This window comes from Neptunomonas sp. (assembly GCF_041601355.1).
GTDB lineage: Bacteria > Pseudomonadota > Gammaproteobacteria > Pseudomonadales > Balneatricaceae > Neptunomonas.
This window is the reverse complement of record NZ_JBFIIH010000031.1, coordinates 1-25,119: the sequence shown is the minus strand read 5'-3', so window position 1 is coordinate 25,119 and position 25,119 is coordinate 1. Positions and strand designations below refer to the sequence as shown.

The window sequence follows — 25,119 nt, the reverse complement described above, 5'->3', positions numbered from 1 at the left end:
TCTCCACGTGAATTTTCCTTGTATGACAATTTATTTACGTAAACCCAGAACGGCATAATCTTTAATAACATCAACCATAATTAAATGAGATCCCCCGTTCTTGAGTTCCAATATTCAAAACTACTCATTACTGCCTTCGCCAATTTTGAGCCGTTCGCTCCGTCTTCTCGAATCAAAAACAAGCCTACCGGCCCTCTGAATACACTCCCCATTTCTGTAGTTTCATTACTCGCCATTCGTGCTTTAAATATAGAAGCCAGAATCTGTTCTGCTGAATTTATACTGTCAATTGCAAACATATGCTAAGACCCCTATTTAATAATGGTTACTATAACTCCCACGCGGGACCACCTCCGTTTATCCTGGAATAAAATCCATAACCCGCCAAGACTCTACCGATTGTTTATTGCACAGAATATTTTCTTTCTTTATTCTAATAAACTCAGAAGGAGATTGAATGCTATGACAGACCTTTTTATTTTCATATTCGGTGCGTTTATTGGTGGTTTGGTATCCTTTTTTATCGGCTATGAGTTTTTAATAAGAGCCGAACAACTAAATGAAGAGAAATTCTCTTATGGCAGCAGCGAACTACCTTATTCAGTTGAGAAAGTATGGGAATTTTTAACCAACTCAAATCTATTATCTTGCTACAAAGCTTATGAAATAGCTGACTTAAGCAGGGATTTATCAGAAGGTCTGCAATCCGTTTTTGAAGGAGCAAGAATTAATACTCGTGCATCGGATGTGTTTATTAATAAGTGTCAGGAAAAAAGTTGTTTGTATTATGGCATGAGCCCTTTCTCCTCTGACCATGCCTTTCATATATATCCGTTATCATCTCAAAGCACACTTATTGAACTAAAGAGAACCGTCACCCCTGACGACTTACTAAAAAGATCCACAATTACCAGGTTTATTCATTTCCTTACTCCCAAAAAGCATAGTGTTTATCAACCTGACATCTTAGCAAATGTAACATTATCAACAATCGATTATGGCTTGAATCGCTATTATGAAAAACTTAAATAAATGATTGTAATACAACTAAGGAACACGCAGTTCAGACCTGCTTTACAAGATCGCTCCCATGCGACTGAGTGCAAACTTGGCGTTAAATTTTCCTAACTACTTACAGCATGTCTTTTTGCGAACGCTTGTACAAAAAACAAACAAGGAGCAGAATTAAATCAGTAACACACGAAGGGAGGTCGTTTCGATGGTCGTTTCAATGATAGCATCGCAAATTTTCTCAAGTGTTGGCATTGGATCACTGATAGGAATTCTATTGGGCTTGTCCAGCTCACCTGTCGTTGGTTTGGTTGTCGGTTCAATCACTGCTCTGCTGGCATCGTTAATAGGTTTAAAAACCCCAGCCACAGATGATGATTCAGGTTCTCAGGTTTTAACAGGCGCTCAACTTAAATTAGCTGGTTTACGTACCGGGTCTTTTGGACTGGCATGCGTGCTGGGTATTTTTGTGGGTATTTATATGAGAACGCATAATGTACTTTCACCTACAGAACCCACCCTTCAAGTCCAGTTTAGCGAGCTGACTCAAATTGGCTTCAGCCCAAAAGAAGCAAGAGAGTTGTTGGTAATTAAGAAATTTAATAATAAAAGCACGCAAGAAAAGAGCGCAGACTCGTCACCAACAGCATCATTAGAGAAAACAGTGCTGTTCGCCACGGATTCAAAGTTATGTGAAAAGATTGCTGTTGATCGTTTTGAAAATTTTAGCGCTTTGATGAGCTTCTATCGTTCTATGGAGTTGACTGAACTGTCTGCCATGGCCGTGGCTATTAACCAGCATGTAACAGATGAGGATACCAAAATGGCGATTATCCGATCCACAGTGGCAGGCATATGCACACCCGAATAGCCCGTTATTTTTGTGGCTTTGTTTGTTTCTTTATATCACTGTACTCAGCTGCAGTTTTTGCGCAGCCGGCACATGAGGTATTGGAGCGAGTCAGTCAATCGGTTGTTAAGATAGAAGCGGGCACTTCATCTGCTACTGGCTTTATATGGCAAGAAACTCAGTTTGTGGTGACGTCGTTACATGTAATAGATGGTCAGCGAAACATCACAGCTAACTATGTGAATGCTAACGGGCAGATTGTTGCCTCGTCTCCGGCAGTGGTTGATCGCGTTTTAAAAAAATCTGATCTGGTATTGTTACGCCTCGAGAACCCACTGGAACGGCCGGTACTAGATGCAGATGCGTCTCCCTTAAAAGTTAAACAGTCTCTTGATGCGGTGGGTTTTCCGCTTAATATTGCCGGATATAGCAGTACTGAAGTTAAAGTGCGATTTGGAGGAGATCAGTTACGCTCTATTCTGCCTTCCAAAGTTCTGCAAAAGATTGGTGAATACCCAAGTACTACCCTGAAAATATTAAACCTGGAAGGTAATTTAGTGCCTGGATTATCGGGCGGCCCTATTGTGAATAACGAAGGACAAGTGGTAGGTATTGTCGATGGAGGGCTGGAAAATGGCGCTATTGGTATAAGCTGGGGAATACCGGCAAGCGAGTTACAGCAGCTAGCTCAATCAACAGATAACAAGCTACCTAATGCACCAGGCATTACTGAGCTGTTCGCTGCTGATTTAGATGCCAATGTTGGAAAAACGCAGTTGGTAGGAGATATTCGTTTAACCAAATTACGAAGCCGTTCTTTTCAGCAACTCGCTGAAACAGCGGATGATAAATTAGGCCTCAACCAGCTTGCCTCTTTATTTAATGGCTTTAATCCTTATGCTTTTAACTATGATATTTATCAGGACCTAGGCTCAGGGGCTACAATCGTTGTGCCAATGGGCGCTGATATCAGCAAAGCGGATAATTTTACGACTGTCGCGCTGGGCGATCCACGCATGGAAATGGTATTTAATATTTGGCGTGTTCAGAACTTCAACGAAGCGCAATATTATTCTATCGAGTTTGAAAATATATTGACCCAGTTGGATAGCTACTCACAAGTTTTTCCAGACCCCTACTGGAGTTACTTAACACCGATATCTCAGTTTGGTGTGACGGTTAACCGTAAGGCGATTTATCGTAATATTTTTAATGGCATGATGTGGCAGACAGATAAGTATTATTTTGAAACGCTGGCAACCAACGGCTCAACTTTACTCGCGGTTGCTGCGGTTAATCATGATAACAGCCCCGAGATGCTGCAACTTGAAATGTGGTGCGCCCAAGGGGGTTACCACAATGACTGTGCGCAAGTCGCGGCTTCCAGAAAGCTATGGGCTCAAATGGTGTTAGGTGTTCAGTTTGCAAGCTTCCCGCAACATCAAATGCAGTAATTATGTTTATTGAGTCTACATATAGCTACTATTCACCGACTTATTACTCAACTACTTATTACTCCTTCGATAATTCCATAAAATCACTCCAATGCAGTATGTGCTTCCCCATAGTGCGGTTAGTTTGATATAGATTCATGGCTATTGCAGCGCCCAATCTAGCAGCAGAAATACTCCTGAATTTATTGAAAGAACCAATAAACAATGGATCAAATAGTGGCATAACAGCAAGAGTAACGGCCTGCGATAAACCGTAACGATTTTTGGGGGTCATAATCATTGATGGACGAAACAGGCTCAGTCGCTCAAACCCAAGTTCTTTTAGACCGTCCTCAAGTTCCCCTTTAGTACGCAAATAAAATGAAGATGATGTTGAACTCACGCCAACGGAATTTAGGAGTTCAAAATAAGAAACTCTTGCTTTTTTACACACAAGGGCAAAGTCTAAAACAGTATTTTTATCAATTTTACGAACTCTTCTTTACTCACTTTTGATGGCTGACCAACACCCAGTGTGCAAATTGCAGTGTCATGCCCATTTAAAAAAGACTCGTATGTTTTCGGTGAAAAGATATCGATTTCATGTTGGAAAATAGATTCTCCAAGAACATTATCGATAGGCCTTCTGCCAAGTAAAGTAAACGTCTTAACAAATGCCATCTTTTCTGGTGTTAATGCCGTGTGGTTGCCAACAGCACCAGTAGCACCTAGCATAATGATTTTCTTTGAGTGCAACATACAGTCCTTTAGTAATACTTAATGACAGGCTTAAACAACGCCTAAATTTTGACCTAAGGGTTTAGGCATCACCATGCTGCTGGCCAAAGACACGACCGAAGGCCCAGGTGAAAGTAATGGCATGTACTTCATATAAGATGGCTGCAGAACGCAGCGGTTATGGGGTTCATGACGAAATCCCGATGGTGGCGCTTGGCTTGATTGGTGCTTAAGGAATTATTATTATATATATAGTAACTAGTGGGACGAAAGCCTAGAGATATAGTTTTTTATGCGATCTGCATTGGCGCCTAGATCAGTGCCGCCGATACGAGAAATTGATCGCGAGTCTATCTTGCTTCCAGTATCTGTCTCCTGGATACGGATAGCGACATCATCTTTGAACGCCCAAAGTAAAGTCATATCAACGGCTTCGATAATACCTTGCTCGGTACTATTCGCAACGATTTCCCATCCTAAGCCCTTCGCAACTTCAACAGCTTTAGTAAAAGCTTGCTCTGTGTTCAGCTCGCTTATGATGGGTTGCACCTCTGGATAGGCAGCTTGTTGCAGTGGAGCAAGCATTTCGCTGGCATATTCCAATGTGTTAGAGCCTTCACCACGCAATGCAACAATGGCTTGAAATGGCGGCGGATTAACTGTGTCGGTGCTTACTTGATGCAGGAAAGGTAAAGACTTAGCTTTAACGGCTTGCATTAATAACCCTGTCACCGGTATTGCCGATAAAATCACAACAAAAGTACAGCTTTTTACTACATCCTGTTGTTTTTTGAATAACGCGAACAGCCCTAGCAATACCGCTAGCCCTAGTACCGCCGCACTAGAATAGCCTGTATATTTAATGATCTGAAAGGAGACTCCCATATGCCATAACTACAAACGATAAGCGATGATGGCAACCGGGAAGTCAAGTAACAAAGGAATAACCGCGAACGTAAAAATTCTTGAAATACTTTGAATAACCATGCCGGTCTTACCGTTAATGTTAATAATGCCCAAGCTACATACATGGACACAAAACCACTTTATTTTATTCTTGTGGAACAAGAAGTGCGTTAACAAGCGTGGTAGTCGGCACATCAATACCAAGCATGGATGCTCTACATAACACCGCACCACAAACACTGTCCAACTCCAGTGGCCGACCTTTCTCTTTATCGACAAGCATTGACGTTTTTATCGCATCAAAAGTGCATATCAACTCATACATTCTATCAATATCACCTTTACTTGATACAACGTTGTCGACTTCCCAGGCTTTGCTAGACACTTTTAATAGTTACAGTCTAAATTCAAATAAAGGTGTTTATGAGCAAAGGCAAACGGTAGTACAACCAAACGACATACCTGGTAAGCACTGACGTGAAGCAATGTCGTTTGATCATATCTTGTAGTGATTTCATCCGTGAATATCCCGTAACAGGAATTAATTTCTCAGTAGCATATTTATACCGGTCATATGGTTGCAGCAGTCCCCGAAAGCATACCCCCCGGGGTAGGCCATTTCAGAGGATCGCAGGGATTATGAACAGCGCGATTGATGTTACTATGAACCAAGCACACCAGAGGAAGGCCATATAGCCCCACACATCGCGCAAGCGCATACCGACAACAGCAAGCGCTGGGATTACATAAAGAGGCTGCAAAAGATTTGTTGCCTCATCCCCCAATATAAAGGCATTGATAATCAATGGCAGATTCGCCCCTGTCTGGAGAGCTGCGTCGATAACGATTTCACCCTGTACGATCCACTGTCCTCCTTGGGACGGGATAAATAAATTCACCAGAGAACTTGAAACATAAGTGAAAAATGGCAGGGTTCCTGCGGTTGATATCGACGTAAAAAACCCGACTACCACTGCAGCCAGACCAGAGCTTGCCATCATCCCTGCAATGCCGCCATAAAAGGGGAACTGAATCATTACATCTGTCGCCAGTTTTAGATTGTCGCGATAAGCGGTAATAAAGCGAGCAGGCGTGTTGTAGAGAAAGAAATTCGCTATCAGAAAGATAAAAATAACAAAGCTCAGAGACAGCGACGAGAAAAGTCCGTTCTTCAATATCGTATAGCAAATCATCATGACCCCAAGAAGCCCAATAGCCCACGCCAGAAAGCGGCTGCTATTTAGGCGGTGGGCGATTGATCCTTTAAACTCGTCAACCACGGGCTCTGACTGGGTTGCAACTGAGGCGAAGTCTTGTTTGAATTCAACGATTTCTGATGCCGAAGGACGTGTCCACATCGCGATCAATGTTGTCATCGAGGCAAGAATGACCCAAAGAATGATATTAGCCGGATTGTAAGTTGTCACTGTCTGAGGTAACACGCCGATTTTATCCACGAGCGAGTGGTTACCGGCGAGAAGAGCATAGATTGTAGCGGTCGGGCTTAAGCATTGACCAAGAACCATAGTTGAATAGCCGGCGGCAATCAGCATTGGAAAATGTAACCCGCGGATACGCTGACTTAGCGCCATGGCAAGGACCGGTGTCACGATAAGCCCAAAAGCCCAGTTTAAAAAGCTTGCCAGATAGCCGAACACCATCAACATCAGAATGGCTGCTGCAGGCCCCTTCACAGCATTCGCGAGCCGATCAAGGCCACGGCTCACCTGTGGCGAACGCGCGGTCACCGCACAACAAACCACCATAAAGGCCATCTGAAAGGCAAATGCCGCCTGAGACCAGATGCCATCATACCAGTATTGGGCCATCGCAATAGGAGAGTTATCCGTGACGAGCACGCCCCCTGCAAAGATAAGGATTGTGAAAATCAGGCAAAAGACCAACGGATCGGGAATGATTCGTTCGGCTGCAAAGTCGAATTTCTTTGATAAGCGCCAAAGTGAAGACCCGTGGCTCCCTGTAAGTTTCGTGCTCATGAGTTTACTCCTACGTTTGTGATTTATTTTTAAGTGATCGCAAGCTGCCAGAATTGATCCTTCCCATAGCTGAAGAAACCTTCCCGGTTTTCAACCCCAACTTGCCTCGGCGATTTTATGTCATTGAAAATCGCTGGCTTTTTAAGCTTCACTAATTTCCGTTAACAGATTGGGTACTTTAAAATTTCTAATTTAAGGACGTAACTAGCTGAGTCGGAAGGCTCTAAGTTATTGATTGTCTGTTGTAGAGCAGGCACGTTATATCCAAGGTGCTCCTCTATCCAACCACATCAGAGCAACGGCTGCGGCAGGCGCAATAGCAAAACCAACGACAAGAGGCACAAATTTCCGTCAAACCCCTGACCGATCAGGGTGCCAATCAGCATGGAAATCAAGGTTGAACTACAGCCAAATATTGTGGCACCCATGCCCGCTTTGTCTTCCAAGGGCTCCAACGCCATGGCACTTATATTGCCAAACGCGATGCCTTCAAAAAACATGACGACAGCCAACCAGAACATAAATCCAACTAGTGATACCTGCTCATCCTTTGTCCAAATCAGCACTAAAAAAATACAGAAATAGCAGATAACCCTACAAAGGCGACCGCAGTAATGCGGTGCATTCCAACCCGCATCACCAGATTGCCATTCACCACTGATCCCGCGCCAATGGCTAAGGACAAAAGTGCAAAGTCAGCTGGAAACCATACCCCCAGCCCATAGATACCTTGAAAATCGGTTGAGCTAAAGATAGGTATCCAATAAAGGCCCCTAAAAGCAGACCCTGTACAGCGGTATAAATTAAAAGAGCACGCACCCGCAGTATAGATTTTATATTGGCCAACAGAGCAGAAACGGACAGAGGCGTACGGGCAGCGTTTCGGCTTGTCTAACCGCAAACCAGACAGCCAAGAGCAACGCCAAACCAGCTAATGCGCCAAAAATTGCCCGCCAATTAGCGATCATTAACACATCCTGCCCCATCAGAGATGCAACCACCGGGACCAGAATAAACACACTCATAACAAACGACATCACCCGCGCCATTTGGCGACCTTCGTACCGGTCACGAATGATGGCAATCGCAACCACCTGCGGGCCAGCTGCGCCGCCCCCTGCAACAGGCGTCCCGACAAAATCTGTGGCATTGTTTCAGCCAACACACATACCCCAGTTCCAGCTAGAAAAACCACGATAAAGGCAAACACAGTGCCGCGGCGCCCGATGCTATCTGACAAAATACCGCTGACGAACTGCCCCCCCTGAGAGCCCCAGAAAAAGCATTCCGATGATTAATTGATCTGATTGCTGTCGGCATTCAACGATTTCCCAATCTGTCCCAGCGCTGGTAGCATAGCGTCTATGCTCAAGGCCGCGGTTGCAGTCAGTAAAGCCATCAATGCAATAAACTGAACCTGACTTGGACCGCTGGATTTGGTGGTGTTGTGCATCTAATAGCCTTTTATTAATGCAGGTGCATAACAGGATTAATACGCTTAATTAATTACCATCATGCTGGTTGCTTACTGACAGAAATCGGTCACGATAATATTAATCTTGGGATAGTTACATTCACTGGCCATCCCGTAACATGTGTTAACCTGTCTGGCCCCTAAGAAATCTAGCTTAGCCGTATGTACGCGCACGAACACTCAAAGAGCTAAACACTTTAGTAACCCAGTGCTTAGCCTAATACTAACCATAGTCATCGGGTATCTTCTCAAAAAAAGCCCCACCATTTTGGTGAGGCAAAGAGTAGCCTGGGAAAGGGATATATCCGTAGCATACTTTTTGGAGCAAACCTATGCGCTAACAGGACTCGTTAGCCTCAACCACGATCATACCTAACTATCACATTCAAGATATGAGGGGCATGAATTACCAAGCCGTGCTTCCCTAAAAGCTGACATTTATACCTATTGAGAAATTATCTGATACAGTGTTTTCTTTATAGTCTGCGCCTTCAGCATAGGCGTAGACATTCTCTAGAATCTGCTTACGCACAATTACAGTTGTCGCAGAATCATCCCATGCATCATGCTCAGAATCCTTATCGGTATAGCCCATGCCCACAGACCAACCATCATTCAACTTAACATCTGCAACCACACCGATAACATCAGTGTCAGAGTCAAATGGTGCAGGATGGTCTCCCTGGTGTTCCCAAGTCAAACCCAGATGAGTATTTCCTAGTTCATAACCCAACGTAAAGGCTGTAGTATTAAAGGTGTCATTTGCGCCAGTTTGCTTAGCAGAGGCTGCTGAATTACCGAGCCCTATACGCAAACCCTCGTTTTCGTAAAGAACACGTATATCAAAAACATCCACATCATTTTGGTTGTAATTTGAATTAGGTGTACCTTCTGAATTAAGAGTCAATACTGCAGCCTTCACCACAATGTTGTTAAAAGCTGGGGTAACATAGGCAAAAACAGAGCTACCCTCGTCTGGCTGCCCCCATAAAGTAGAATTATCAGCCTCATTATTCTCGAAAATATCTACAGCACCATACAAGTCACGCTGATGAGCCGATTCTCCACGTGGTTCGATTACAAATACACCATACTTCGTAGGGAAAACGATGGAAGCATTCTTGATTTCCAGATCTGATTTACCTTCCTCATTATTAACTGCCTCAGTAAACTCAGCTTCCAGCTTATAAAGCATCAAAAAATCATCTTTTTTATAAGCTCCTTTAACACCTATAGAGGCTTCAAACGCCTGACCATCAAGATCAGTTTCACCTTGTACTTTCTGAATACCTGCATTTAGGTTACCAAACAGTACCGGCCCGCCATCGGCCTGAGCAATGGTTGGTTGAACGGAGCATGTAACCACCGCCATTGATATCAAAGCTGTTTTTAACTTCATGTTAATACCTTTCTTATTTTTTGATTGTAAATCTGAAACAATTCGTCAAGTAGGTCCCAATAGACTTTACTCATACAGATCAAGGCACTAATGGCTAAAGCATTCACATAACACCCCTGCCAAGGCATGAACGAAAAAGTAAAGCTACCCGCAAAAACCAAAGCTCACCGAAAAATGACACCTACTAACCTACTAACTGGGCTTTTTAATCACACTCTTGTAAATCAGAATTACCCTGACCAAAAAACGATACACTCGCACCTCATTGCGGTCAATAAAATTTAATTGAATATATTTTTATTTTACAAACCCAATCGATTCACTATATGTATCACTTAAGAAATAAAAATATAAATTATTGATAAATAACAATAAAATTATTTATAAATTCAAAAACATGCATATCGAAATAAGTTAGGAGGAATTATGGATAAAAACAAAATATTTTATTTGTTGATTTTTCGATACACTGTACTGTATAAAGATACGCATGGTTTATATTTAAACCTCAAAGTGAAGGCACAAGAAAAGAAAAATAAAATTTCATGTCGCTAAATAGTAAGAGCCATAAGTCAGCAAACCCATCTTGAGTACATGCAGATAGACAAATGATATTTTGTACGCAGGAATCTAAGGGCTGACTACATCAAATGAATTTCTGTGTATCCCCTTACACAGTACTCAAGCGACATGTTTCATACCTCAACAGGAGTAAGACAATGGGTAAGAAAGTACTAGTAGATTTAAGTCATCCATTCGGTCCAAACATGCCGGTTTGGCCATATTTCAAAAAACCAAATATCGACACCGTACACAGTATTGCTAAGTCCGGCGTACTAACCCAATCGCTCCAGATTGTTATGCATTGCGGCACCCACGCCGACTCACCTCGTCATGTTATGGATCGGGAGTTTGATGGCAAACGTGCCCGTTATACCCATGAGATGGAATTGGAGGAATACTATGGTGATGCCGTATGTCTGGATATTAAAACGCATGACTGGGGTCTAATTACGGCAGCAGATCTGGATGATGCTGTTGCACGTGCAGGAATGACACATGCTGAACTCGAAGGGATCATTATTATTCTTCGCACTGGTATGCACCTGAAGTGGGATGACTCGAAAGACTATTTTCACTACGCAACAGGCTGCGGTGTTGAAGCGGGTCACTGGTTTGTTAAACATAAAGTTAAAACTGTTGGCATGGACCAGCAGGCCTTGGATCATCCTCTTCACACTTCGATGGGACTCAACGGCATCCCAATGAACCTTGTTGGCAAATCCGGCAAACCAATTGTACAAGAGTTTACTGAGAAATTCGGCGAAGAGGCTTACGCATGGTTCAATAAAGAACTGTTCATTAAGCACTTTGGTGAAGAACGCTATACCGAATTTTATGGTGAAATCGAAGATAAAGCCGGCACAATAGGCACATGGGAACCATGCCATAAAATGATGCTTGGTAACGGTATCACCGGTTACGAAAACGTTGGCGGTGATCTGGAAAAAGTTGTTAACAAACGCTTTAAAATCATGGGCTTCCCTATCCGTTGGCTGGAAGGTGATGGTTCAATGGTTCGTTTGGTAGCAGAGATTGATGAAGATGACCTTAACGACGTACCAACACGCACCTATCCATACGGCGATCACTAAGCCTTATATTCTGATGTAAAGCCAGAAACCAGCTATTCACTCATACTGAATAGCTGGTTGATTTAACTCTTATTACTTTTATTCTCAAAATTTCATTTAAACTTCTGATGTAAAAACCCTCAAACCCACTGAGATATTGCACTTCCTGACTTAGGAGAGGATGCTATGATAATCCCCCCGAAAAATTAATATTGATGCAAAAGTAGTGTGATTTTTAATGAGTCAATGCGCATCTTCAAATAATTGTCCACTTTTCTCATGATACCAGTGCTAAATAGTGCATATTGATAACCCAAGTGTTTTGCATGCTATCGATTTTCTAGCGCCATTTAAGGAAGCTACATTAATCATTTTAATTATTTTGTGCCGCTCAGGGAGAGGGGGTAATCTTCCTCGCTGTTGTCCCAAAGGGCATTGTACTTTTCCCGCAACACCAACTATGCAGCCGTTTCTGAAAGTGCTTTATCTTCTCTAAGCAACTCTTTTTCAAGTGCCTTGATCTTCTTATCCGCTCGTCGGACAGTATCTAACTTGTACTGGCTATATTGAGACGGTCGGTGAGCCGCGATGGATAAAGCCTTCCAAGACTTAACGTGTTCAACAAACAAACAGTGCTCACAGCGATATCTCGCTAATTCATGGCTGTTGCAATAACAGCTGCAAACTTCTGGTTGGCTGAATAGTCACTACTATCTTGTTGATCACTTTCAAACCCATGCCTATTATCAACAATTCCTGCCTACACTTACACCAAGCTCACCAGCTATTTACCTAAGTGAATATGAGCAAGGTGGTAACAACCACGTTTGAGCTTGTTGTTTAGTTTCTAAGTCTACTGCATGTGCCGGCATTATTGTCTCCTTGGATTAAAATATGAGGCGACAGCAAGCCTGACACAGCGGGAGAATGGGTGTTCATGTTGAGGCAGAATACGCAATCCTGTTAGCCATGAGTGGATTTGTCGCCATGTGGCGGCAGACAAAGCGTCTGGCGGGCAGTTATTTTGGCACTTACGACAAGGTCATAAGCGGTATAGACGAAGTCAGCATGCTAAACGTTCACCGATTCCCAACCCCGTCTCTATTGATGAAAGACCCGCTATTGTTGATACGCGAGAACGTATAGGTGATTGGGAAACCGATACCGTATTAGGCAAACAAGGCACGGGGTACTGGTTACGCTGGCTGAACGAAAAAGTCGTCTTTACCTAGTACAACGGGGCGACAGTAAGCATTAGAACGCCGTTACTCAGGCGATTATCGACATGCTGACACCGTACAAAGATAATGTGCATACCATCACTTTTGATAACGGCGGTGAATTTGCTGAGCATGAGAAGATAGCCAAGATACTTGATGCCAAAATGTACTTTGCTCATCCGTATTCATCTTGGAAGCGTGGCTTAAATGAAAACTTTAATGGTCTGCTCAGGCAATATATTCAGAAAGGAACCGATTTACGCGGAGTGAGCGACGAACGAATAAAACAGGTGCAGAGCAGAATTAATTTATGACCGAGAAAGTGTCTTGGTTTTAAGCAGCCACAGAAGATTTTTGAGGAACTCTGTCAGGCTCCATAGGCGAGTGTTGCACTTGGGAGTTGAATTCGCGGATTACCATAAGGTTTAACATAGAAAAAGCGACATAAAAATCAGCCCATTGCCTACCTTATGTCGCTTTAGTTTTACACTGGTTTTAATAAGTATTAATTAATGATAGATCTTATAAGTAATATAAAAAACCACACCAAACCCGATAACACCTAACATCCACAGTTGAGTTGGATCAATATTTTCCATAGTTACCACCTCTTTTCAATAATACTAACAACAATATCTGCAAGCAGCACAATGCCAAAAATAAGAACAACAGACGTCAGAAAAAGCTCAGTTGGAAGATTCATTGTGTAACTCCTTCTACTTTTTCATACCTGCCATTCGCAAAAAAAGGTTCTTTTGCATCATTGGCAATGAAGTTGAAAATAAATACAGACACCAAGGCAACAATAGAAACAACATGGGGATTCTCAAGAAACTGTAGACCAATTACCTGCTTCACCTGAGGAATAAATGACCAGACCATATTAACGCTCCAGCAACAGATAATGACTTGAAATGCAGCAGTTGCACTTCGTTTCCAAAACAAACCTGCAATAATGATAAAGAAGAAAGGAACCAACCAAGCGAAAAGCCAGGTGATTGCAAAAACGATATTTGGATGAAGAAAGAATGTCATAAAAGCAGCAATGATACCAATGATCAGTATTGTGCGCCGAATGAGGGACTTTTCATGCTCTGGCGTCATAGGTTCTTTCTTTGACGAACCGATAATATCCTTGGCAAAAATAGTTGCAGGTGCCAGCGCTGACATTGCAAAAGTAGATAAAAGGGCTCCGATGAAACCCGCTTGAACTAATACCACCAGCCATGTCGGCAGCAGCGTCACAACCAAAGTAGCGCCAGCAAGCTTAGGACCCAGTTCGGCAAACTCAGGAATTGTGGCAGCGGCTAGGCCAACTAGAACCGGAAAAATACCGAATAGACCATTCACTGGAGCAGCAATCCATAAAGATTTTCGGATTACTCCTTCGTCTTTTGCTGACATACAAGCTTGCATACCTTGCTGGTTTACCGACTGAGCGAAGACTACAGAAAATATCGCTGCTAATGAGAAAGAAGCCAGAAGAGTCGGCTCTCCAAATACACTCAGCTTGAACTCTGTTCCATTATCAACGTAGTGCTGAGTGACTGCTTCCCACCCTCCTGGTAGAGAATATGTCAGGTATATGGCAGCGATAATGATGGCTGCATACATGACGCAGGCATTAACCAAATTAACCCACATGGTTTGTTTGATTCCACCCATATATACATAAGCAGTACCGATACCGGCCCCAAGGACAGCAGACCAACCTAGTGGCCAGCCGGACATTGATGATATGCCGATACCCAACGTTTGGGTTTCAAGTGTTACCAGCCCAAAGACAACCATACCCGCAACACAAGCACATATTAGCCGTATGCGCTTCCCGAAGAGCAGACCCAACAGTTCTGGAATAGTTGAAACGCCAATACGGCGAATCCAAGGACCTGTACCAAGGCACATAACGCACATCAGAATAGTATGCGCAAAACTAAACCAGAGTGCGACTGCACCCATGATAAACGACATCTCCATCAGCCCATAAACATGGGCCGAACCTAAGTAGGTAATAGCCAGCGTAACTGACATAGTGGCAACGCCAGCACTACGACCACCCAAGGCCATATCGATAGTTGTATGTTCATGACGCTCGCGCCACCAGATATAAAAACCAATTCCGCCGATAACGACGACGTTATAGAAGAGCACCAGAATTACTACGGTGTTCATTTTGCATCTCCTTATTATTATTGATGCATTCAAGAAACATGTATTAGGAAGACTCATTTGCAAGCAACGCTTTTAACAACGCACTTTCAATTACCTCCCAGCAACTTAGAAGTATATCAACACAACAAGCCGCACCACATAACAATACAACTGTATCAAATTAATATCAACAAGGTATTGGTAATTTATGATCCTTTTTCGTAGTACCACATCTGTTAATTTTTCTTACACCAGCCCAATGAATCAGCACTAGTTTTTTCATCTAATAACCTATCCTTAAGTGACGCATCTAAGTTCGTCATATTATTTATATACAATATGATCGCTCTTCCAGATCAAGAAAAAGTATAAATAGTAAATAAAGTATTTTTGAAAACTTCGTAAGAAAATCGCACTAACGCACCCTTAAAAAATCTATAGTTTTTTAGTTTTTATATTAAATTAATCCAGAAAATATTTCTCGACGCTATAGGGAGCCCTATAGCAATACCTATGCTACATAATACTTATTTTCATACAGGCAATCGCCCAAGAACAAAGGCTAAATGAGTTCTATTCCTGGCACCAAACATCTTAATTATCTTAGAGACGTAAGTTTTTACTGTGCTTTCTTTAATTTTCATATGGTATGCAATTTGTTTATTAAGTAGTCCATTTTTTAGGTGTGATAACACTTCAAACTCCCTTATCGTCAAGTTCTTCTCTAAGTTACCAATATCAAAAAAACTCAACAAATCAAGTTTGTATTCACTTGTTATTGTAGGCCAACAACTATATCCGTTAACGGCATCTACTATCTTATTTGATAAAACAGGTAATGTTTCACTTTTAAATATCACGCCATTCAAGCCAATTTTTTTATAAATTTCAATATTTTTACTTGGTACATTTTTTGAAAAAACCAACCAAGAAATACTTGTTAGTTTAATAATACTTTTTATGTTGGCCATTTCAGATAATGCGACGTTCTTATCTTCCACTATAACAAGATCAAAATGCCCCGATACAATAAAATCAGCGCACAGTTTTTCACTATTAGAAATCTGTGCATTATACGAAAAAATAAAATGATTAGCGACTAATAACTTAAACCCCTCAACCAAAAGACTACTTTCACTAATAACTAATATTTTTATTATCTTTCTCATCCTATTCTCCAATTATCAGGCAGGACAAAACATAGAAATAATATTATAAACGTTAATAATAACACGCAGGTTCATCTCTTAAAAAAACAACATTGTGCATCTCGGAAGATCTGAAATTAAATAGAAAGAAATATTAACAATGGCTATAAATCAGAAAAATCTTATAGCCACCTCGTCAAAATACATACTTACCAATGGCTGATAAGTAAACCACTTTTACCTTCATCACCTCGACGTAGTTCTGCTCCTTCATCCGGCATCGTCACACAATTCTTACGATTTATTAATCGGTCATATAACAAACGTTTGATGTCAGAAAAACTTCTTTATCAGAGTCCGTTTTGCCAAGATCGAAAAACTCATTCGGATCATTTTCTAAATCCAACAATTGCGATGGAAACCCGTTAAAGTAGACATACTTCCAACCAACGGTGCTGATCATGTAATCACGGGAATCATTCACCCTGCGCCTAATGCTTTGTGCACAGAAAAAAAAAGAGAGATCTGTTTCAGAAAAATCTGATTTTTCTCATCAAAGCCTTCCGCCTCTTCAGGATTTCCGCAAGCTACCTCCCTTCCAGCAGATCAACTGGCAAAGGTGCTCGAGTACATCATGAAACAGCCTTTTTTCTATCAGCTCAAAAAGCGGTTTGATTTGGACCCTTAAGACCAAGCATTTCCCGTGCTTCATCAGGTGTAGCTACTTCGCAACCAAGGTCTTCTACAATACGACGAATTTTAGTCACCTGCTGAGCATTTGACTCAGCCAACTCTCCACGTTTAATAAACAGAGAATCTTCTAATCCGACCCTAACATTACCACCCAACTGGCTAGCTGTGGTCGCAAATGACATTTGCGAGTTACCCGCTCCTAGAACTGACCATTGATAGTCATCCCCGAACAATCGATCTGCGGTTTGCTTCATAAACATGAGGTTGTCCATATCAGCACCAATCCCACCTAAAATGCCAAAGATAAACTGTATGAATATCGGCGCTTTAAACATCCCCGTATCTAAACAAAACTTCAGATTATAGAGGTGCCCAACGTCGTAACACTCATGCTCAAACTTAACACCAAGATCATCACCAAGTTCTTTTGCAACATATTTTATATCTGCAAAGGTATTTCTGAAAATGTAGCTGTCGGAATTACGAAGGTATTCTTCTTCCCAATCAAACTTCCAATCATCGTAACGATCCGCAAGAGGATGCATGGAGAAATTCATGGATCCCATATTCAGCGAACACATTTCGGGCGACGCCCATTTAGCTGGCGCAATTCTCTCTGCCATGGTCGTTAGCAAGCTACCACCAGTAGAAATATTTATGACAGCATCTGTTTCTGCCTTAATAACAGGCAGGAATTTTGCAAAATGATCAGGATCAATTGAGACAGCACCATTTAAGGGATTTCGAGCATGCAAATGTAGAATAGAAGCACCTGCTTCAGCAGCATCAAGCGCCTGTTTAGCAATATCTTCCGCGGTGTAAGGAAGTGCATCTGACATAGTCGGAGTATGAATAGCACCGGTGATTGCACAAGAGATTATTGTTTTATTTTTTTTACGAGCCATTATTACTTTCCTCGTTTAAGTTTATCTGACAAAACGCGTTTTAACAGTGAAATTTCTCATTCCGCTAACAACCTACGAACATACAAATTGGCGTTAAAGTGTTTAAGCCACCTCAATCACTTTCCATACTCTTCAGTGCCATCAGATGGCTATTTACCTTTTGTCGAAGTGAATCAGCTTCGCCGTCCTGCCATTGGTAAAAGCCTTGGCCTGATTTCATACCCAGTCGTCCCTGCTCAACTAAATCAGACAAATAAGGTGAAGGCGCACTGCTTCTTTCAATATCGTGTAGTACGTTGTTATGTATATCCAACGTTAAGTCTGTACCCACCAGATCTGCATTTTCCAGCGGCCCAAGCACCGCCAATCGGCGACCAAAACTCGATTTCACGACCGTATCGACGGCTTCCGCATCACAAATACCGTTTTCCACCAAACTGATGGCTTCACGCCATAGAGCATGCTGCAAGCGATTACCTATAAATCCGGGCACATCCTTCTCAACACGAACCGGTGTCTTATCGATATCTGCTAATAGCTCCATCACATCAGACATCGTTTCCTCTGATGTATGTTCTGTACGAATAACCTCAACCAGAGGAATTAGATGCGCCGGATTCCACCAATGAGTACCCACTGTACGAGCTTTAAAATTAAGATCGTCCATAATTTGAGTAATAGGAATAACCGAAGTATTTGATGCCAGAATGCAATGTGCGGGAGCTGCAGCTTCAACCGCAGCAAAAATCTGTTGTTTAATAGCTAGGCGCTCGGGGGCAGCTTCGGTCACAAAATCGGCATGAGCTACGCAGGCTTCTAATGAGTCACAGATGGAGATACGCGCTACCGCATTCGAGATATTAAGCTCAGACTCACCCAAACTGATCATGCTTGTCTTGACTCGCGCCTGGAGCGTTATAAGTGTGGCATTATCCGGATCAAAAACTGAAACAGGATATCCCGCCCGGGCAAAAGCTAAAGTAATGCCATGCCCCATAAGGCCAGCACCAATAATTGAAATATTTTTTTTACTCGACATAACTATTACCCCGCAGTGTAACCACCATCAGCATAGAGAACATGACCGGTGTAAAAGTCAGATGCTTTTGACGCCAGGAACAACAGAGGGCCGACAAAATCTTCGGGCTCGCCCAAACGACCGAGTGGTACACGACTAAGGAAGCCATCCCGAACTTTTTTTGCTTCTTCAGTATCTTCGAACATCCAGGCAGTCAACGGGGAACGAAATACTGTTGGCGCAATAGCATTAACAGTTATGCCTGAAGACCCCAGCTCACAACCCAGCGCCTTAGTAATACCATCGACAGCGGCTTTAGAGGCACAATAAGCTGTATATCCATTTGGATGCCCTAACAGGCCTCGGGCAGAAGATACAAAAATAATTTTTCCGGCAGTGCCCTGCTTCTTCATCTGCCTGGTTACGGATTGAGCTAACAACCAAGACTGGGTAGTATTCGCGTCCATAACACTGCTAAATACGTCTACTGGCATCTCTTCAATAGGTGCCACTTTATTCATACCACTAGCGACGACCAGAATATCTACCGCACCAAAAACATCGACCGCAGCTTTTACTAAATTCTGACAGCTTTCTTCATTCTTAGGTCGCGCATTAATCGCTACAACCTCGGCACCAAGCGTGCGGCACTGATCAGCCACTTTTATCAGCTGATCATTATTACCGGCGGCCAACACCAGCTTACAACCTGCACTTGCAAACACCTGTGCAGCAACAACACCAAAAGCACCAGACGCACCAGTAATTAAGACAACCTTACCCGTTATATTAAAAACACTTTGAGGGTTAGAAGTAATACTCATAATCAGCTTCCTTTTTTTACTGTATCTGGGTAAGGCATCACAACCAGAATGGTCACAACGTTATTACTTTTGTTAATAATCTCTCGGATCTCTCCCGCAGGGATAACCACTGTATCCATCGCTGAAGCTATGCTTTCAACCCCGTCAACAATGACTGTCAGGTCACCGGAAAGAACCACATAAACTTTTTCAAGAGGTGAAGCATCCGGACCAGCGCTACCACCAGGTAGGAAATGTGAACAGCCTATCCAGAAATTCTCGGAACTTCCTTCCTCAAATCCCGCAAGCCTTAATGCTTTACACTCAAAATGATTTGCTGATTCATATGTCTCAGCATCCTTTAATCGTTTTATTTTCACTGGAGCGATCCTCGCTAAAAATTGTTATTGTATTACAGCGAACCACATAACAATACATCTGTATCTCATGGTGATCAAGCCAAAATATTAAAATTGAATATAACTATTATTAAAGATAGAATCAGGTGACAACTCTATCTTGGATAGGAACTGGCGAATGGAAAACAATGAAGAACTTAAAAACCATAAAAATCATGGCGTTAAGGTTATTTCAAAAGCAGCAGATATATTGCGAGTCCTTAAAAAAGATAACAAAGGTTTAAGTCTGGGAAAAATTGCTGAGCGCGTAGGCCAACCCCGCTCGACGGTACAGCGAATCGTAAATGCACTGCTGGCAGAGCAGTTAGTTATGATGACGTCAGCAGAAGGTGGATTATGCTTAGGCCCAGAGATTCAATCACTCGCTTCAGCTGGCCGTATTGATATAGCTGTCATATCACGTCCAATTCTTACCGAGCTTTCAGAAAAAACCGGAGAAACGACCGACTTGGCTGTATTCAAAGGCTCCCATATGCTTTTTGTTGATCAGGTGGAGGGCTCTCATAGATTAATGACTCGTTCTTCAATAGGCGATACTTTTACCATGTCAGACACAGCCAATGGTAAAGCAACACTCGCCCTATTAGACGACGACATTGCCGCAACACTGATTTCAAGAGAGCTGCGGTATAATGAAGTCTGCACTATAACCACCTCTGACATTATTCGCGAAATAGAACGCATAAAAACTAAGGGCTATGCTCTCGATATAAACGAACACACTGAAGGCATATCCGCTATAGGCACTGCATTCATTGGCCCAGGAGGTACTATTTATGCATTATCTATTCCGGTACCTAGTAGCCGATTTGAAAAGAAAAAAAAGCTACTAATCGCTGATATCCTTAAGGCAACCGAGGCCCTCAAGGCATTTTTCTAAATCAAAAAACTCACTTGCGTGGAGAAAAAGTAAATTTATCGAAACGACCAAACTTTACTTGAAGCTGATAATGCCATCTCATCGATGACACACCTGCACCTGAATTAAATACTCTTGGGTTACCTGATTGATAACCCCAGATTAATATTTAAAATTTTAACCAAGAATATAGACCGAACGGTTATAAGCTTTCTCTTCTACTACCTAATCACCTCCCCCGTGTTGGCGAATTTGACGTTGCATGGACTTGAACAGGCAGTCAATATGAGCCCACCCCCAAAGGATAAACCACGTCCTCGTTTAAAATCCACGTCGTGAGATATGCTGGTGACTTCATCGTGACCGTTACCGGGCTGTTAAGTGGTCATGAGTCAGCCGACTATGCCGACAGGGCTTTTCGAAGCAGAGCATGAAGAGTGGCCCTGCAAACGCGAGATTGAAAGTAGTTTGATCAAGCGTGCTTACAAACGCCGCCCACGGACAGAAGAAGATCAACAGTATAATCGATACAGCAGGCCAGTTGTGCCTGATACGTGGACACTGATACATAAAGAGGATGTATTCATTTAACCGGTTTGCTCTGATGTCGTGAAAAGGTCACACATTAATTATCATCGTTTTTTTAATCCTTTTACTTTTCCATTTCTCCGCTCCCCTCCAAAATAATTATCAGCAAGTATTTTACTATCTGGACAGAATGATATATTCAACTTAAATAGCTCATTGACCGCAATAAGATACACATGTATCGTTATATGGTTCTCTATATTAAAATAATAATGTACTAGTGAGGATCGTCTGGTGAAAATTAAACGATTTAAAGATGCTCAGGCCTATGAAGTACCAAATCATTTTGAGTGCGAAGGGTTAATGCTTGCCGGTTTGAGGAAGGACGTTCTGATAATTTCTCTCATTTACAATAATCTGGCAGGACTAGCATGCAGTCTATAATAATGAATCCGCCTTTGAGCTTGCAGAAATTCGGGCAATTCCGAAGTGAACGGCTTCCTTATGTTCTGATTCTACTGGTGCTAGCCATATGGCCCGGTGAACTGGGTGAGGTTACACGCGGGTTGATGATCGATGCCTATACGCAAGTTGCTGCCTTTGTTGCCACGACTTTGCTCTTGTTTTATGGCGTTGAGAGGTTGTTTAACTTTGAGCTTGGTGCCGCCCTGCGTAATGCTAAAGGGTGGCAAATTCCCATTTCCGCGGTGCTCGGATCGACACCAGGCTGCGGAGGTGCTGTTGTAGTTGTCGCGGCATACACATCAGGTAATGTATCGTTCGGTGCCGTTGTGGCTGCGCTCACAGCCACCATGGGTGATGCCGCATTTTTGCTGCTCGCTGCGCGCCCGGAAATCGCACTCATCGTGTTACCGCTTTCGCTTGTCGTGGGTGCACTAACCGGATTTATTGTAGATAAAGTCAATAAAACTGATTACTGCGGCAATATCGCGGCTTCTAGTGAACTTGCCCCGCGTATTGGCAAACTCCGCCAGCGTGACTTCGCTTATGTAGCCTTCGTTATCCCTGGCCTAATGATTGGCGCTTCGCAGCTGCTTCAATATGATATCGAAGCCACATGGGGCATCATCCTTCCCATTACCGGGCTTGCCGGTACTGCTATTGGGCTGCTTGTCTGGGCGGCTTCGCCTGTACAGGCCATGACCAACGCTGCGGACGGGCCGCTGACCCGCATCACTGAAGAAACAAGTTTCATCGCGGTCTGGGTGATCGGCGCTTACCTCGCTTATGATTATATAGTGATGTATTCAGGTGTTGATTTAAAATACGTATTTGCTTCCGTAGCACCTCTTTTGCCGTTGATGGGCGTGCTTATCGGCCTTATCCCTGGCTGTGGGCCGCAAGTGCTGGTGACGACGCTTTATGTGAATGGGATAATACCCTTCGCAGCGCTCATGGGGAACGCGATCTCAAACGACGGTGACGCTCTGTTCCCCGCCATCGCGCTCAACCCCAAGGCTGCGCTGATGGCTACGCTCTATTCTACTATTCCCGCCATGATTCTCGCTTACGGATTTTATTTCCTCGCACCAGATTTTGGATGATTCATCACCTTATCATTCTTGGTGAGGTGTAGTTTCAGCATAGAGTTATCGGCACTTCAGGGTCGGCGTGTTCAACGAGAGGAAAGATTATAAAATTGAAAGATCGCGCCAACTAAGTGCTTCTGAGAACGCCGGCGACGATGGTGCTCATTTTTCCTGGGAAAGCCATTGAATTGGCGGGTTACCCTATCGTTTTCAGTGTAATAGTAAACGCAAACGCTGAGTGGTCTCACACGTTCATCTTGGAACAAGAGCCCTCTCAATCAATATGAAAGTCAATCTTCAGCAATGACGAGAGGGCATTCAGGAGTTTGCAGAGGAGCTATTCAGGCCATCCAGTAGTGTCTTAAATGCGTGGGGATACCACAGGCTCTGGCCTTAATTACGATCTTAGGCGCTTCAATTTCCGATGAGCATCAGCGCGTCCGGCAACCGAAAGCTTCGAACAACATTGACTTATTATTGCCCGCAGCACTGCCTGTACATGCTATTTTTTTGGGCGAACATAAAATGCAAAGGGTATAGAAAATGGACCAAACTACTGCCCCACTAGCGCCCAGGGCTGCCCATTTTCAGAATCTTACCCAATGCAGAACAAAGGGTCGTATACCCCGCCCTTCATTATAAGGCCCTCACATTGCGTTTCGAGTAAACTAGCGGAGTTTTGTATCAAATTAAGTAGGAACTCATCATTTTGCATACGCTTTCTCAACTTAAATCTGGCGAACTCTCTGGTATTCGGCACTTAACATTATCAGAAAATTTAACATCATTTCCTTTGGAAATTTTATCACTGGCTGATAGCTTAGAAATTCTTGATCTGTCCAACAACCAATTAACGTCGTTGCCAAAAGAAGTCACACAGCTGCAAAATCTTAAAATATTTTTTGCCTCGAACAATCATTTTGAGACAGTACCGGAAGCACTTGGCCAATGCCTCAACTTAGAAATGGTTGGTTTTAAATCAAATAAAATCAATCATGTCCCTGAAAACTCATTACCAGCAAAATTACGTTGGCTCATTTTAACTGATAATCAGATAAGCGCGTTGCCTGACTCGTTGGGCGAGCGGCCCAGACTACAAAAATTAGCATTAGCGGGTAATCGCTTAACCCACCTGCCTCAAACCTTAGCGCAATCGATAAACCTTGAATTAGTGCGTATTTCAGCTAACCAGCTGGTTGAGTGTCCTGATCAATTATTAAGCCTACCTAAACTTGCCTGGTTTGCGTTTTCCGGCAATCCATTTAGCCAGTCCGATGTCAACATTCAATCAGTTCCAGAAATGCCATCAACCAGCTTCACATTACAAGATGTACTTGGGCAAGGCGCGTCTGGTGTTATTTCAAAAGCACAGTGGAATCACCATCAAGTTCTCTTCCCTGATGATATTGCCGTGAAAGTATTTAAAGGCGAAGTAACCAGCGACGGCTATCCAAAAGATGAATTACAAGCGTGCCTGAAAGTAGGCAACCATCCAAACCTGGTTAAGTCTTTGGCTCAAGTGAAGGAAGATGGATATTTAGCGTTAATTATGAGCTTGATACCACCTCACTATAAGAATTTAGGCTTACCACCCTGCTTTCAAAGCTGTACACGTGACACCTTCCCACTTGGTTTTTCTTTATCAATTGAACAGATTGGTAAAATTGTTACTCAAATGGAAGAGGTGTTTACACATTTACATCTAAACCAGGTATGCCATGGCGACTTATACGCACATAACGCCCTGTTTGATGATGAAGCCAACCTCATTGTTGGCGACTTTGGTGCAGCAACGATGTATCACATGCTTAATGAAAAACAACAAGCGCAAATAAAACAGATTGAACATCGCGCACTTCATCACTTTATTGACGACTTATTAAGTATTTGTGCAGATGAAGATAAACTCAGCAAACAGTTTATACGTCTCCAACAGGAGATTACTCATTGTTAACTAAAAAGTGGGGGCAGATGAAAGACCCAGATCACCCTCTTTTTATTCGTACGACTTTCATCACTTCAAAACTCATGCCCGCGACAGTTTCCTGTTCTGAGTAATACGTCATATTCACTCTGGCACCTTTTAAGCTTTGATAATTACCTTTGCGCTTAAATTTAAAAGGTACATCACAACCCTCTACCATTAAGGAATGCAAAATCCAATCGCCCTGCTCTCGCTGAACATGTGAGACCACCTTCATTAATTCGGAGTGGGTAAGGTTTTTGTTTTTTTCTACTAGTTTTTTGGGATCTGATTGCATATTAGATATTTATTTATTATTAATTGGTTCGTTGCGTGCCAAAGTGATTGAGAAAGCGAGTCCGGTAAAGTTTTTGCCCTCGGTGCACCATTCTGCTCTGCCCCCGGTTATTTGCAAGACCT

25 protein-coding genes and 3 pseudogenes are annotated in these 25,119 nt (G+C 42.7%); 9 read left to right on the top strand and 19 right to left on the bottom strand.

The features are described from left to right. Positions 1 to 80: 80 nt before the first annotated feature. Positions 81 to 299: a hypothetical protein gene (locus tag ABY436_RS07230; protein ID WP_372738319.1), complete on the bottom strand. Its 219-nt coding sequence runs from the start codon at positions 297 to 299 to the stop codon at positions 81 to 83. 163 nt (positions 300 to 462) lie between these two features. Between ABY436_RS07230 and ABY436_RS07225 the strand changes: the two genes are divergently transcribed. The 3 genes from ABY436_RS07225 (at position 463) to ABY436_RS07215 (ending at position 3,315) form a co-directional block, all read left to right on the top strand. Beyond that, entirely contained in the window at positions 463 to 1,032 is a 570-nt protein-coding gene (locus ABY436_RS07225) for a hypothetical protein (protein ID WP_372738318.1), read from the top strand. 187 nt (positions 1,033 to 1,219) lie between these two features. Next, positions 1,220 to 1,882: a hypothetical protein gene (locus ABY436_RS07220; RefSeq protein ID WP_372738317.1), complete on the top strand. Its 663-nt coding sequence runs from the start codon at positions 1,220 to 1,222 to the stop codon at positions 1,880 to 1,882. Next, complete coding sequence (locus tag ABY436_RS07215) at positions 1,867 to 3,315, top strand: serine protease (RefSeq protein ID WP_372738316.1); 1,449 nt, start codon at positions 1,867 to 1,869, stop codon at positions 3,313 to 3,315. Before ABY436_RS07220 ends, ABY436_RS07215 begins: the two co-directional genes overlap by 16 nt. Positions 3,316 to 3,373: 58 nt before the next feature. On the opposite strand, the gene ABY436_RS07210 is transcribed toward ABY436_RS07215, so the two are convergent. The 10 genes and pseudogenes from ABY436_RS07210 to ABY436_RS07165 all read right to left on the bottom strand — a co-directional run bounded on the left by ABY436_RS07210 (position 3,374) and on the right by ABY436_RS07165 (position 9,808). Then, on the bottom strand, positions 3,374 to 3,748 hold the full coding sequence (locus ABY436_RS07210) for a hypothetical protein (RefSeq protein WP_372738315.1): 375 nt from the start codon (positions 3,746 to 3,748) through the stop codon (positions 3,374 to 3,376). An 11-nt stretch (positions 3,749 to 3,759) separates the two neighbouring features. After that, the gene (locus tag ABY436_RS07205; RefSeq protein WP_372738314.1) at positions 3,760 to 4,029 is read right to left on the bottom strand and encodes a hypothetical protein; all 270 of its coding nucleotides are present in this window, start codon (positions 4,027 to 4,029) and stop codon (positions 3,760 to 3,762) included. 261 nt (positions 4,030 to 4,290) lie between these two features. Further along, positions 4,291 to 4,917, bottom strand: a complete 627-nt coding sequence (locus tag ABY436_RS07200; RefSeq protein ID WP_372738313.1) for a DUF1499 domain-containing protein — start codon at positions 4,915 to 4,917, stop codon at positions 4,291 to 4,293. 166 nt (positions 4,918 to 5,083) lie between these two features. Continuing rightward, a complete protein-coding gene (locus ABY436_RS07195) occupies positions 5,084 to 5,263 on the bottom strand; it encodes a ketopantoate reductase family protein (RefSeq protein ID WP_372738312.1) in 180 nt (59 codons plus the stop codon). Between the two features lie 295 nt (positions 5,264 to 5,558). Then, positions 5,559 to 6,935 (bottom strand): short-chain fatty acid transporter, encoded by a 1,377-nt coding sequence (locus ABY436_RS07190; protein WP_372738311.1) that lies wholly within the window; start codon positions 6,933 to 6,935, stop codon positions 5,559 to 5,561. 290 nt (positions 6,936 to 7,225) lie between these two features. After that, entirely contained in the window at positions 7,226 to 7,501 is a 276-nt protein-coding gene (locus ABY436_RS07185) for a hypothetical protein (RefSeq protein ID WP_372738310.1), read from the bottom strand. Positions 7,502 to 7,768: 267 nt separating this feature from the next. Continuing rightward, positions 7,769 to 8,047: pseudogene (locus ABY436_RS07180) on the bottom strand (Bcr/CflA family drug resistance efflux transporter); the annotation flags it as partial. Next, positions 7,972 to 8,208 (bottom strand): annotated as a pseudogene (locus ABY436_RS07175) (MFS transporter); the annotation flags it as partial. The pseudogenes ABY436_RS07175 and ABY436_RS07180, both read right to left, overlap by 76 nt. A gap of 21 nt (positions 8,209 to 8,229) precedes the next feature. Beyond that, positions 8,230 to 8,388: a hypothetical protein gene (locus ABY436_RS07170; RefSeq protein WP_372738309.1), complete on the bottom strand. Its 159-nt coding sequence runs from the start codon at positions 8,386 to 8,388 to the stop codon at positions 8,230 to 8,232. A gap of 445 nt (positions 8,389 to 8,833) precedes the next feature. After that, complete coding sequence (locus tag ABY436_RS07165; protein WP_372738308.1) at positions 8,834 to 9,808, bottom strand: porin; 975 nt, start codon at positions 9,806 to 9,808, stop codon at positions 8,834 to 8,836. A gap of 719 nt (positions 9,809 to 10,527) precedes the next feature. Here ABY436_RS07165 and ABY436_RS07160 point away from each other — a divergent pair. Together ABY436_RS07160 and ABY436_RS07155 are read left to right on the top strand one after the other, a co-directional pair. Then, the gene (locus tag ABY436_RS07160; RefSeq protein WP_372738329.1) at positions 10,528 to 11,463 is read left to right on the top strand and encodes a cyclase family protein; all 936 of its coding nucleotides are present in this window, start codon (positions 10,528 to 10,530) and stop codon (positions 11,461 to 11,463) included. Positions 11,464 to 12,404: 941 nt separating this feature from the next. After that, positions 12,405 to 13,042, top strand: a pseudogene (locus ABY436_RS07155) (IS30 family transposase); the annotation flags it as partial. A gap of 319 nt (positions 13,043 to 13,361) precedes the next feature. On the opposite strand, the gene ABY436_RS07150 reads toward ABY436_RS07155, so the two are convergent. The 7 genes from ABY436_RS07150 to ABY436_RS07120 all read right to left on the bottom strand — a co-directional run bounded on the left by ABY436_RS07150 (position 13,362) and on the right by ABY436_RS07120 (position 19,760). Then, positions 13,362 to 14,834 carry a sodium:solute symporter gene (locus ABY436_RS07150; protein WP_372738307.1) on the bottom strand — a complete coding sequence of 491 codons (1,473 nt, stop codon included), beginning with the start codon at positions 14,832 to 14,834 and terminating at the stop codon, positions 13,362 to 13,364. Positions 14,835 to 15,346: 512 nt separating this feature from the next. Further along, positions 15,347 to 15,982, bottom strand: a complete 636-nt coding sequence (locus ABY436_RS07145; RefSeq protein WP_372738306.1) for a response regulator transcription factor — start codon at positions 15,980 to 15,982, stop codon at positions 15,347 to 15,349. 283 nt (positions 15,983 to 16,265) lie between these two features. Next, entirely contained in the window at positions 16,266 to 16,445 is a 180-nt protein-coding gene (locus ABY436_RS07140) for a hypothetical protein (protein ID WP_372738305.1), read from the bottom strand. Positions 16,446 to 16,620: 175 nt separating this feature from the next. Further along, positions 16,621 to 17,559: a 3-keto-5-aminohexanoate cleavage protein gene (locus ABY436_RS07135; protein ID WP_372738304.1), complete on the bottom strand. Its 939-nt coding sequence runs from the start codon at positions 17,557 to 17,559 to the stop codon at positions 16,621 to 16,623. A 112-nt stretch (positions 17,560 to 17,671) separates the two neighbouring features. Beyond that, positions 17,672 to 18,598 carry a 3-hydroxyacyl-CoA dehydrogenase family protein gene (locus ABY436_RS07130; RefSeq protein ID WP_372738303.1) on the bottom strand — a complete coding sequence of 309 codons (927 nt, stop codon included), beginning with the start codon at positions 18,596 to 18,598 and terminating at the stop codon, positions 17,672 to 17,674. Between the two features lie 5 nt (positions 18,599 to 18,603). Continuing rightward, a complete protein-coding gene (locus tag ABY436_RS07125; RefSeq protein WP_372738302.1) occupies positions 18,604 to 19,401 on the bottom strand; it encodes an SDR family NAD(P)-dependent oxidoreductase in 798 nt (265 codons plus the stop codon). A 2-nt stretch (positions 19,402 to 19,403) separates the two neighbouring features. Further along, positions 19,404 to 19,760: a cupin domain-containing protein gene (locus ABY436_RS07120; protein WP_372738301.1), complete on the bottom strand. Its 357-nt coding sequence runs from the start codon at positions 19,758 to 19,760 to the stop codon at positions 19,404 to 19,406. Positions 19,761 to 19,917: 157 nt separating this feature from the next. On the opposite strand from ABY436_RS07120, the gene ABY436_RS07115 reads away from it, so the two are divergent. The 4 genes from ABY436_RS07115 (at position 19,918) to ABY436_RS07100 (ending at position 24,690) form a co-directional block, all read left to right on the top strand. Then, the gene (locus ABY436_RS07115; RefSeq protein ID WP_372738300.1) at positions 19,918 to 20,679 is read left to right on the top strand and encodes an IclR family transcriptional regulator; all 762 of its coding nucleotides are present in this window, start codon (positions 19,918 to 19,920) and stop codon (positions 20,677 to 20,679) included. A gap of 366 nt (positions 20,680 to 21,045) precedes the next feature. Then, positions 21,046 to 21,249 (top strand): hypothetical protein, encoded by a 204-nt coding sequence (locus ABY436_RS07110; protein ID WP_372738299.1) that lies wholly within the window; start codon positions 21,046 to 21,048, stop codon positions 21,247 to 21,249. Between the two features lie 368 nt (positions 21,250 to 21,617). Further along, entirely contained in the window at positions 21,618 to 22,751 is a 1,134-nt protein-coding gene (locus ABY436_RS07105) for a putative manganese transporter (protein ID WP_372738298.1), read from the top strand. Between the two features lie 694 nt (positions 22,752 to 23,445). Beyond that, positions 23,446 to 24,690 carry a leucine-rich repeat-containing protein kinase family protein gene (locus ABY436_RS07100; protein ID WP_372738297.1) on the top strand — a complete coding sequence of 415 codons (1,245 nt, stop codon included), beginning with the start codon at positions 23,446 to 23,448 and terminating at the stop codon, positions 24,688 to 24,690. 31 nt (positions 24,691 to 24,721) lie between these two features. On the opposite strand, the gene ABY436_RS07095 is transcribed toward ABY436_RS07100, so the two are convergent. Then, complete coding sequence (locus ABY436_RS07095) at positions 24,722 to 24,997, bottom strand: hypothetical protein (RefSeq protein WP_372738296.1); 276 nt, start codon at positions 24,995 to 24,997, stop codon at positions 24,722 to 24,724. Positions 24,998 to 25,119: the final 122 nt, after the last annotated feature.

Bases quoted from the DNA above. Each gene is read 5' to 3' on its own strand.
- ABY436_RS07225 (WP_372738318.1), top strand. From the start codon at position 463: ATGACAGACCTTTTTATTTTCATATTCGGTGCGTTTATTGGTGGTTTG.
- ABY436_RS07095 (WP_372738296.1), bottom strand. From the start codon at position 24,997: ATGCAATCAGATCCCAAAAAACTAGTAGAAAAAAACAAAAACCTTACC.
- ABY436_RS07105 (WP_372738298.1), top strand. From the start codon at position 21,618: ATGCAGTCTATAATAATGAATCCGCCTTTGAGCTTGCAGAAATTCGGG.
- ABY436_RS07145 (WP_372738306.1), bottom strand. From the start codon at position 15,982: ATGAGAAAGATAATAAAAATATTAGTTATTAGTGAAAGTAGTCTTTTG.
- ABY436_RS07205 (WP_372738314.1), bottom strand. From the start codon at position 4,029: ATGCTAGGTGCTACTGGTGCTGTTGGCAACCACACGGCATTAACACCA.
- ABY436_RS07165 (WP_372738308.1), bottom strand. From the start codon at position 9,808: ATGAAGTTAAAAACAGCTTTGATATCAATGGCGGTGGTTACATGCTCC.
- ABY436_RS07135 (WP_372738304.1), bottom strand. From the start codon at position 17,559: ATGGCTCGTAAAAAAAATAAAACAATAATCTCTTGTGCAATCACCGGT.
- ABY436_RS07150 (WP_372738307.1), bottom strand. From the start codon at position 14,834: ATGAACACCGTAGTAATTCTGGTGCTCTTCTATAACGTCGTCGTTATC.
- ABY436_RS07125 (WP_372738302.1), bottom strand. From the start codon at position 19,401: ATGAGTATTACTTCTAACCCTCAAAGTGTTTTTAATATAACGGGTAAG.
- ABY436_RS07195 (WP_372738312.1), bottom strand. From the start codon at position 5,263: ATGTATGAGTTGATATGCACTTTTGATGCGATAAAAACGTCAATGCTT.
- ABY436_RS07160 (WP_372738329.1), top strand. From the start codon at position 10,528: ATGGGTAAGAAAGTACTAGTAGATTTAAGTCATCCATTCGGTCCAAAC.
- ABY436_RS07130 (WP_372738303.1), bottom strand. From the start codon at position 18,598: ATGTCGAGTAAAAAAAATATTTCAATTATTGGTGCTGGCCTTATGGGG.
- ABY436_RS07170 (WP_372738309.1), bottom strand. From the start codon at position 8,388: ATGCACAACACCACCAAATCCAGCGGTCCAAGTCAGGTTCAGTTTATT.
- ABY436_RS07110 (WP_372738299.1), top strand. From the start codon at position 21,046: ATGAGTCAGCCGACTATGCCGACAGGGCTTTTCGAAGCAGAGCATGAA.
- ABY436_RS07215 (WP_372738316.1), top strand. From the start codon at position 1,867: ATGCACACCCGAATAGCCCGTTATTTTTGTGGCTTTGTTTGTTTCTTT.
- ABY436_RS07190 (WP_372738311.1), bottom strand. From the start codon at position 6,935: ATGAGCACGAAACTTACAGGGAGCCACGGGTCTTCACTTTGGCGCTTA.
- ABY436_RS07220 (WP_372738317.1), top strand. From the start codon at position 1,220: ATGGTCGTTTCAATGATAGCATCGCAAATTTTCTCAAGTGTTGGCATT.
- ABY436_RS07230 (WP_372738319.1), bottom strand. From the start codon at position 299: ATGTTTGCAATTGACAGTATAAATTCAGCAGAACAGATTCTGGCTTCT.
- ABY436_RS07115 (WP_372738300.1), top strand. From the start codon at position 19,918: ATGGAAAACAATGAAGAACTTAAAAACCATAAAAATCATGGCGTTAAG.
- ABY436_RS07200 (WP_372738313.1), bottom strand. From the start codon at position 4,917: ATGGGAGTCTCCTTTCAGATCATTAAATATACAGGCTATTCTAGTGCG.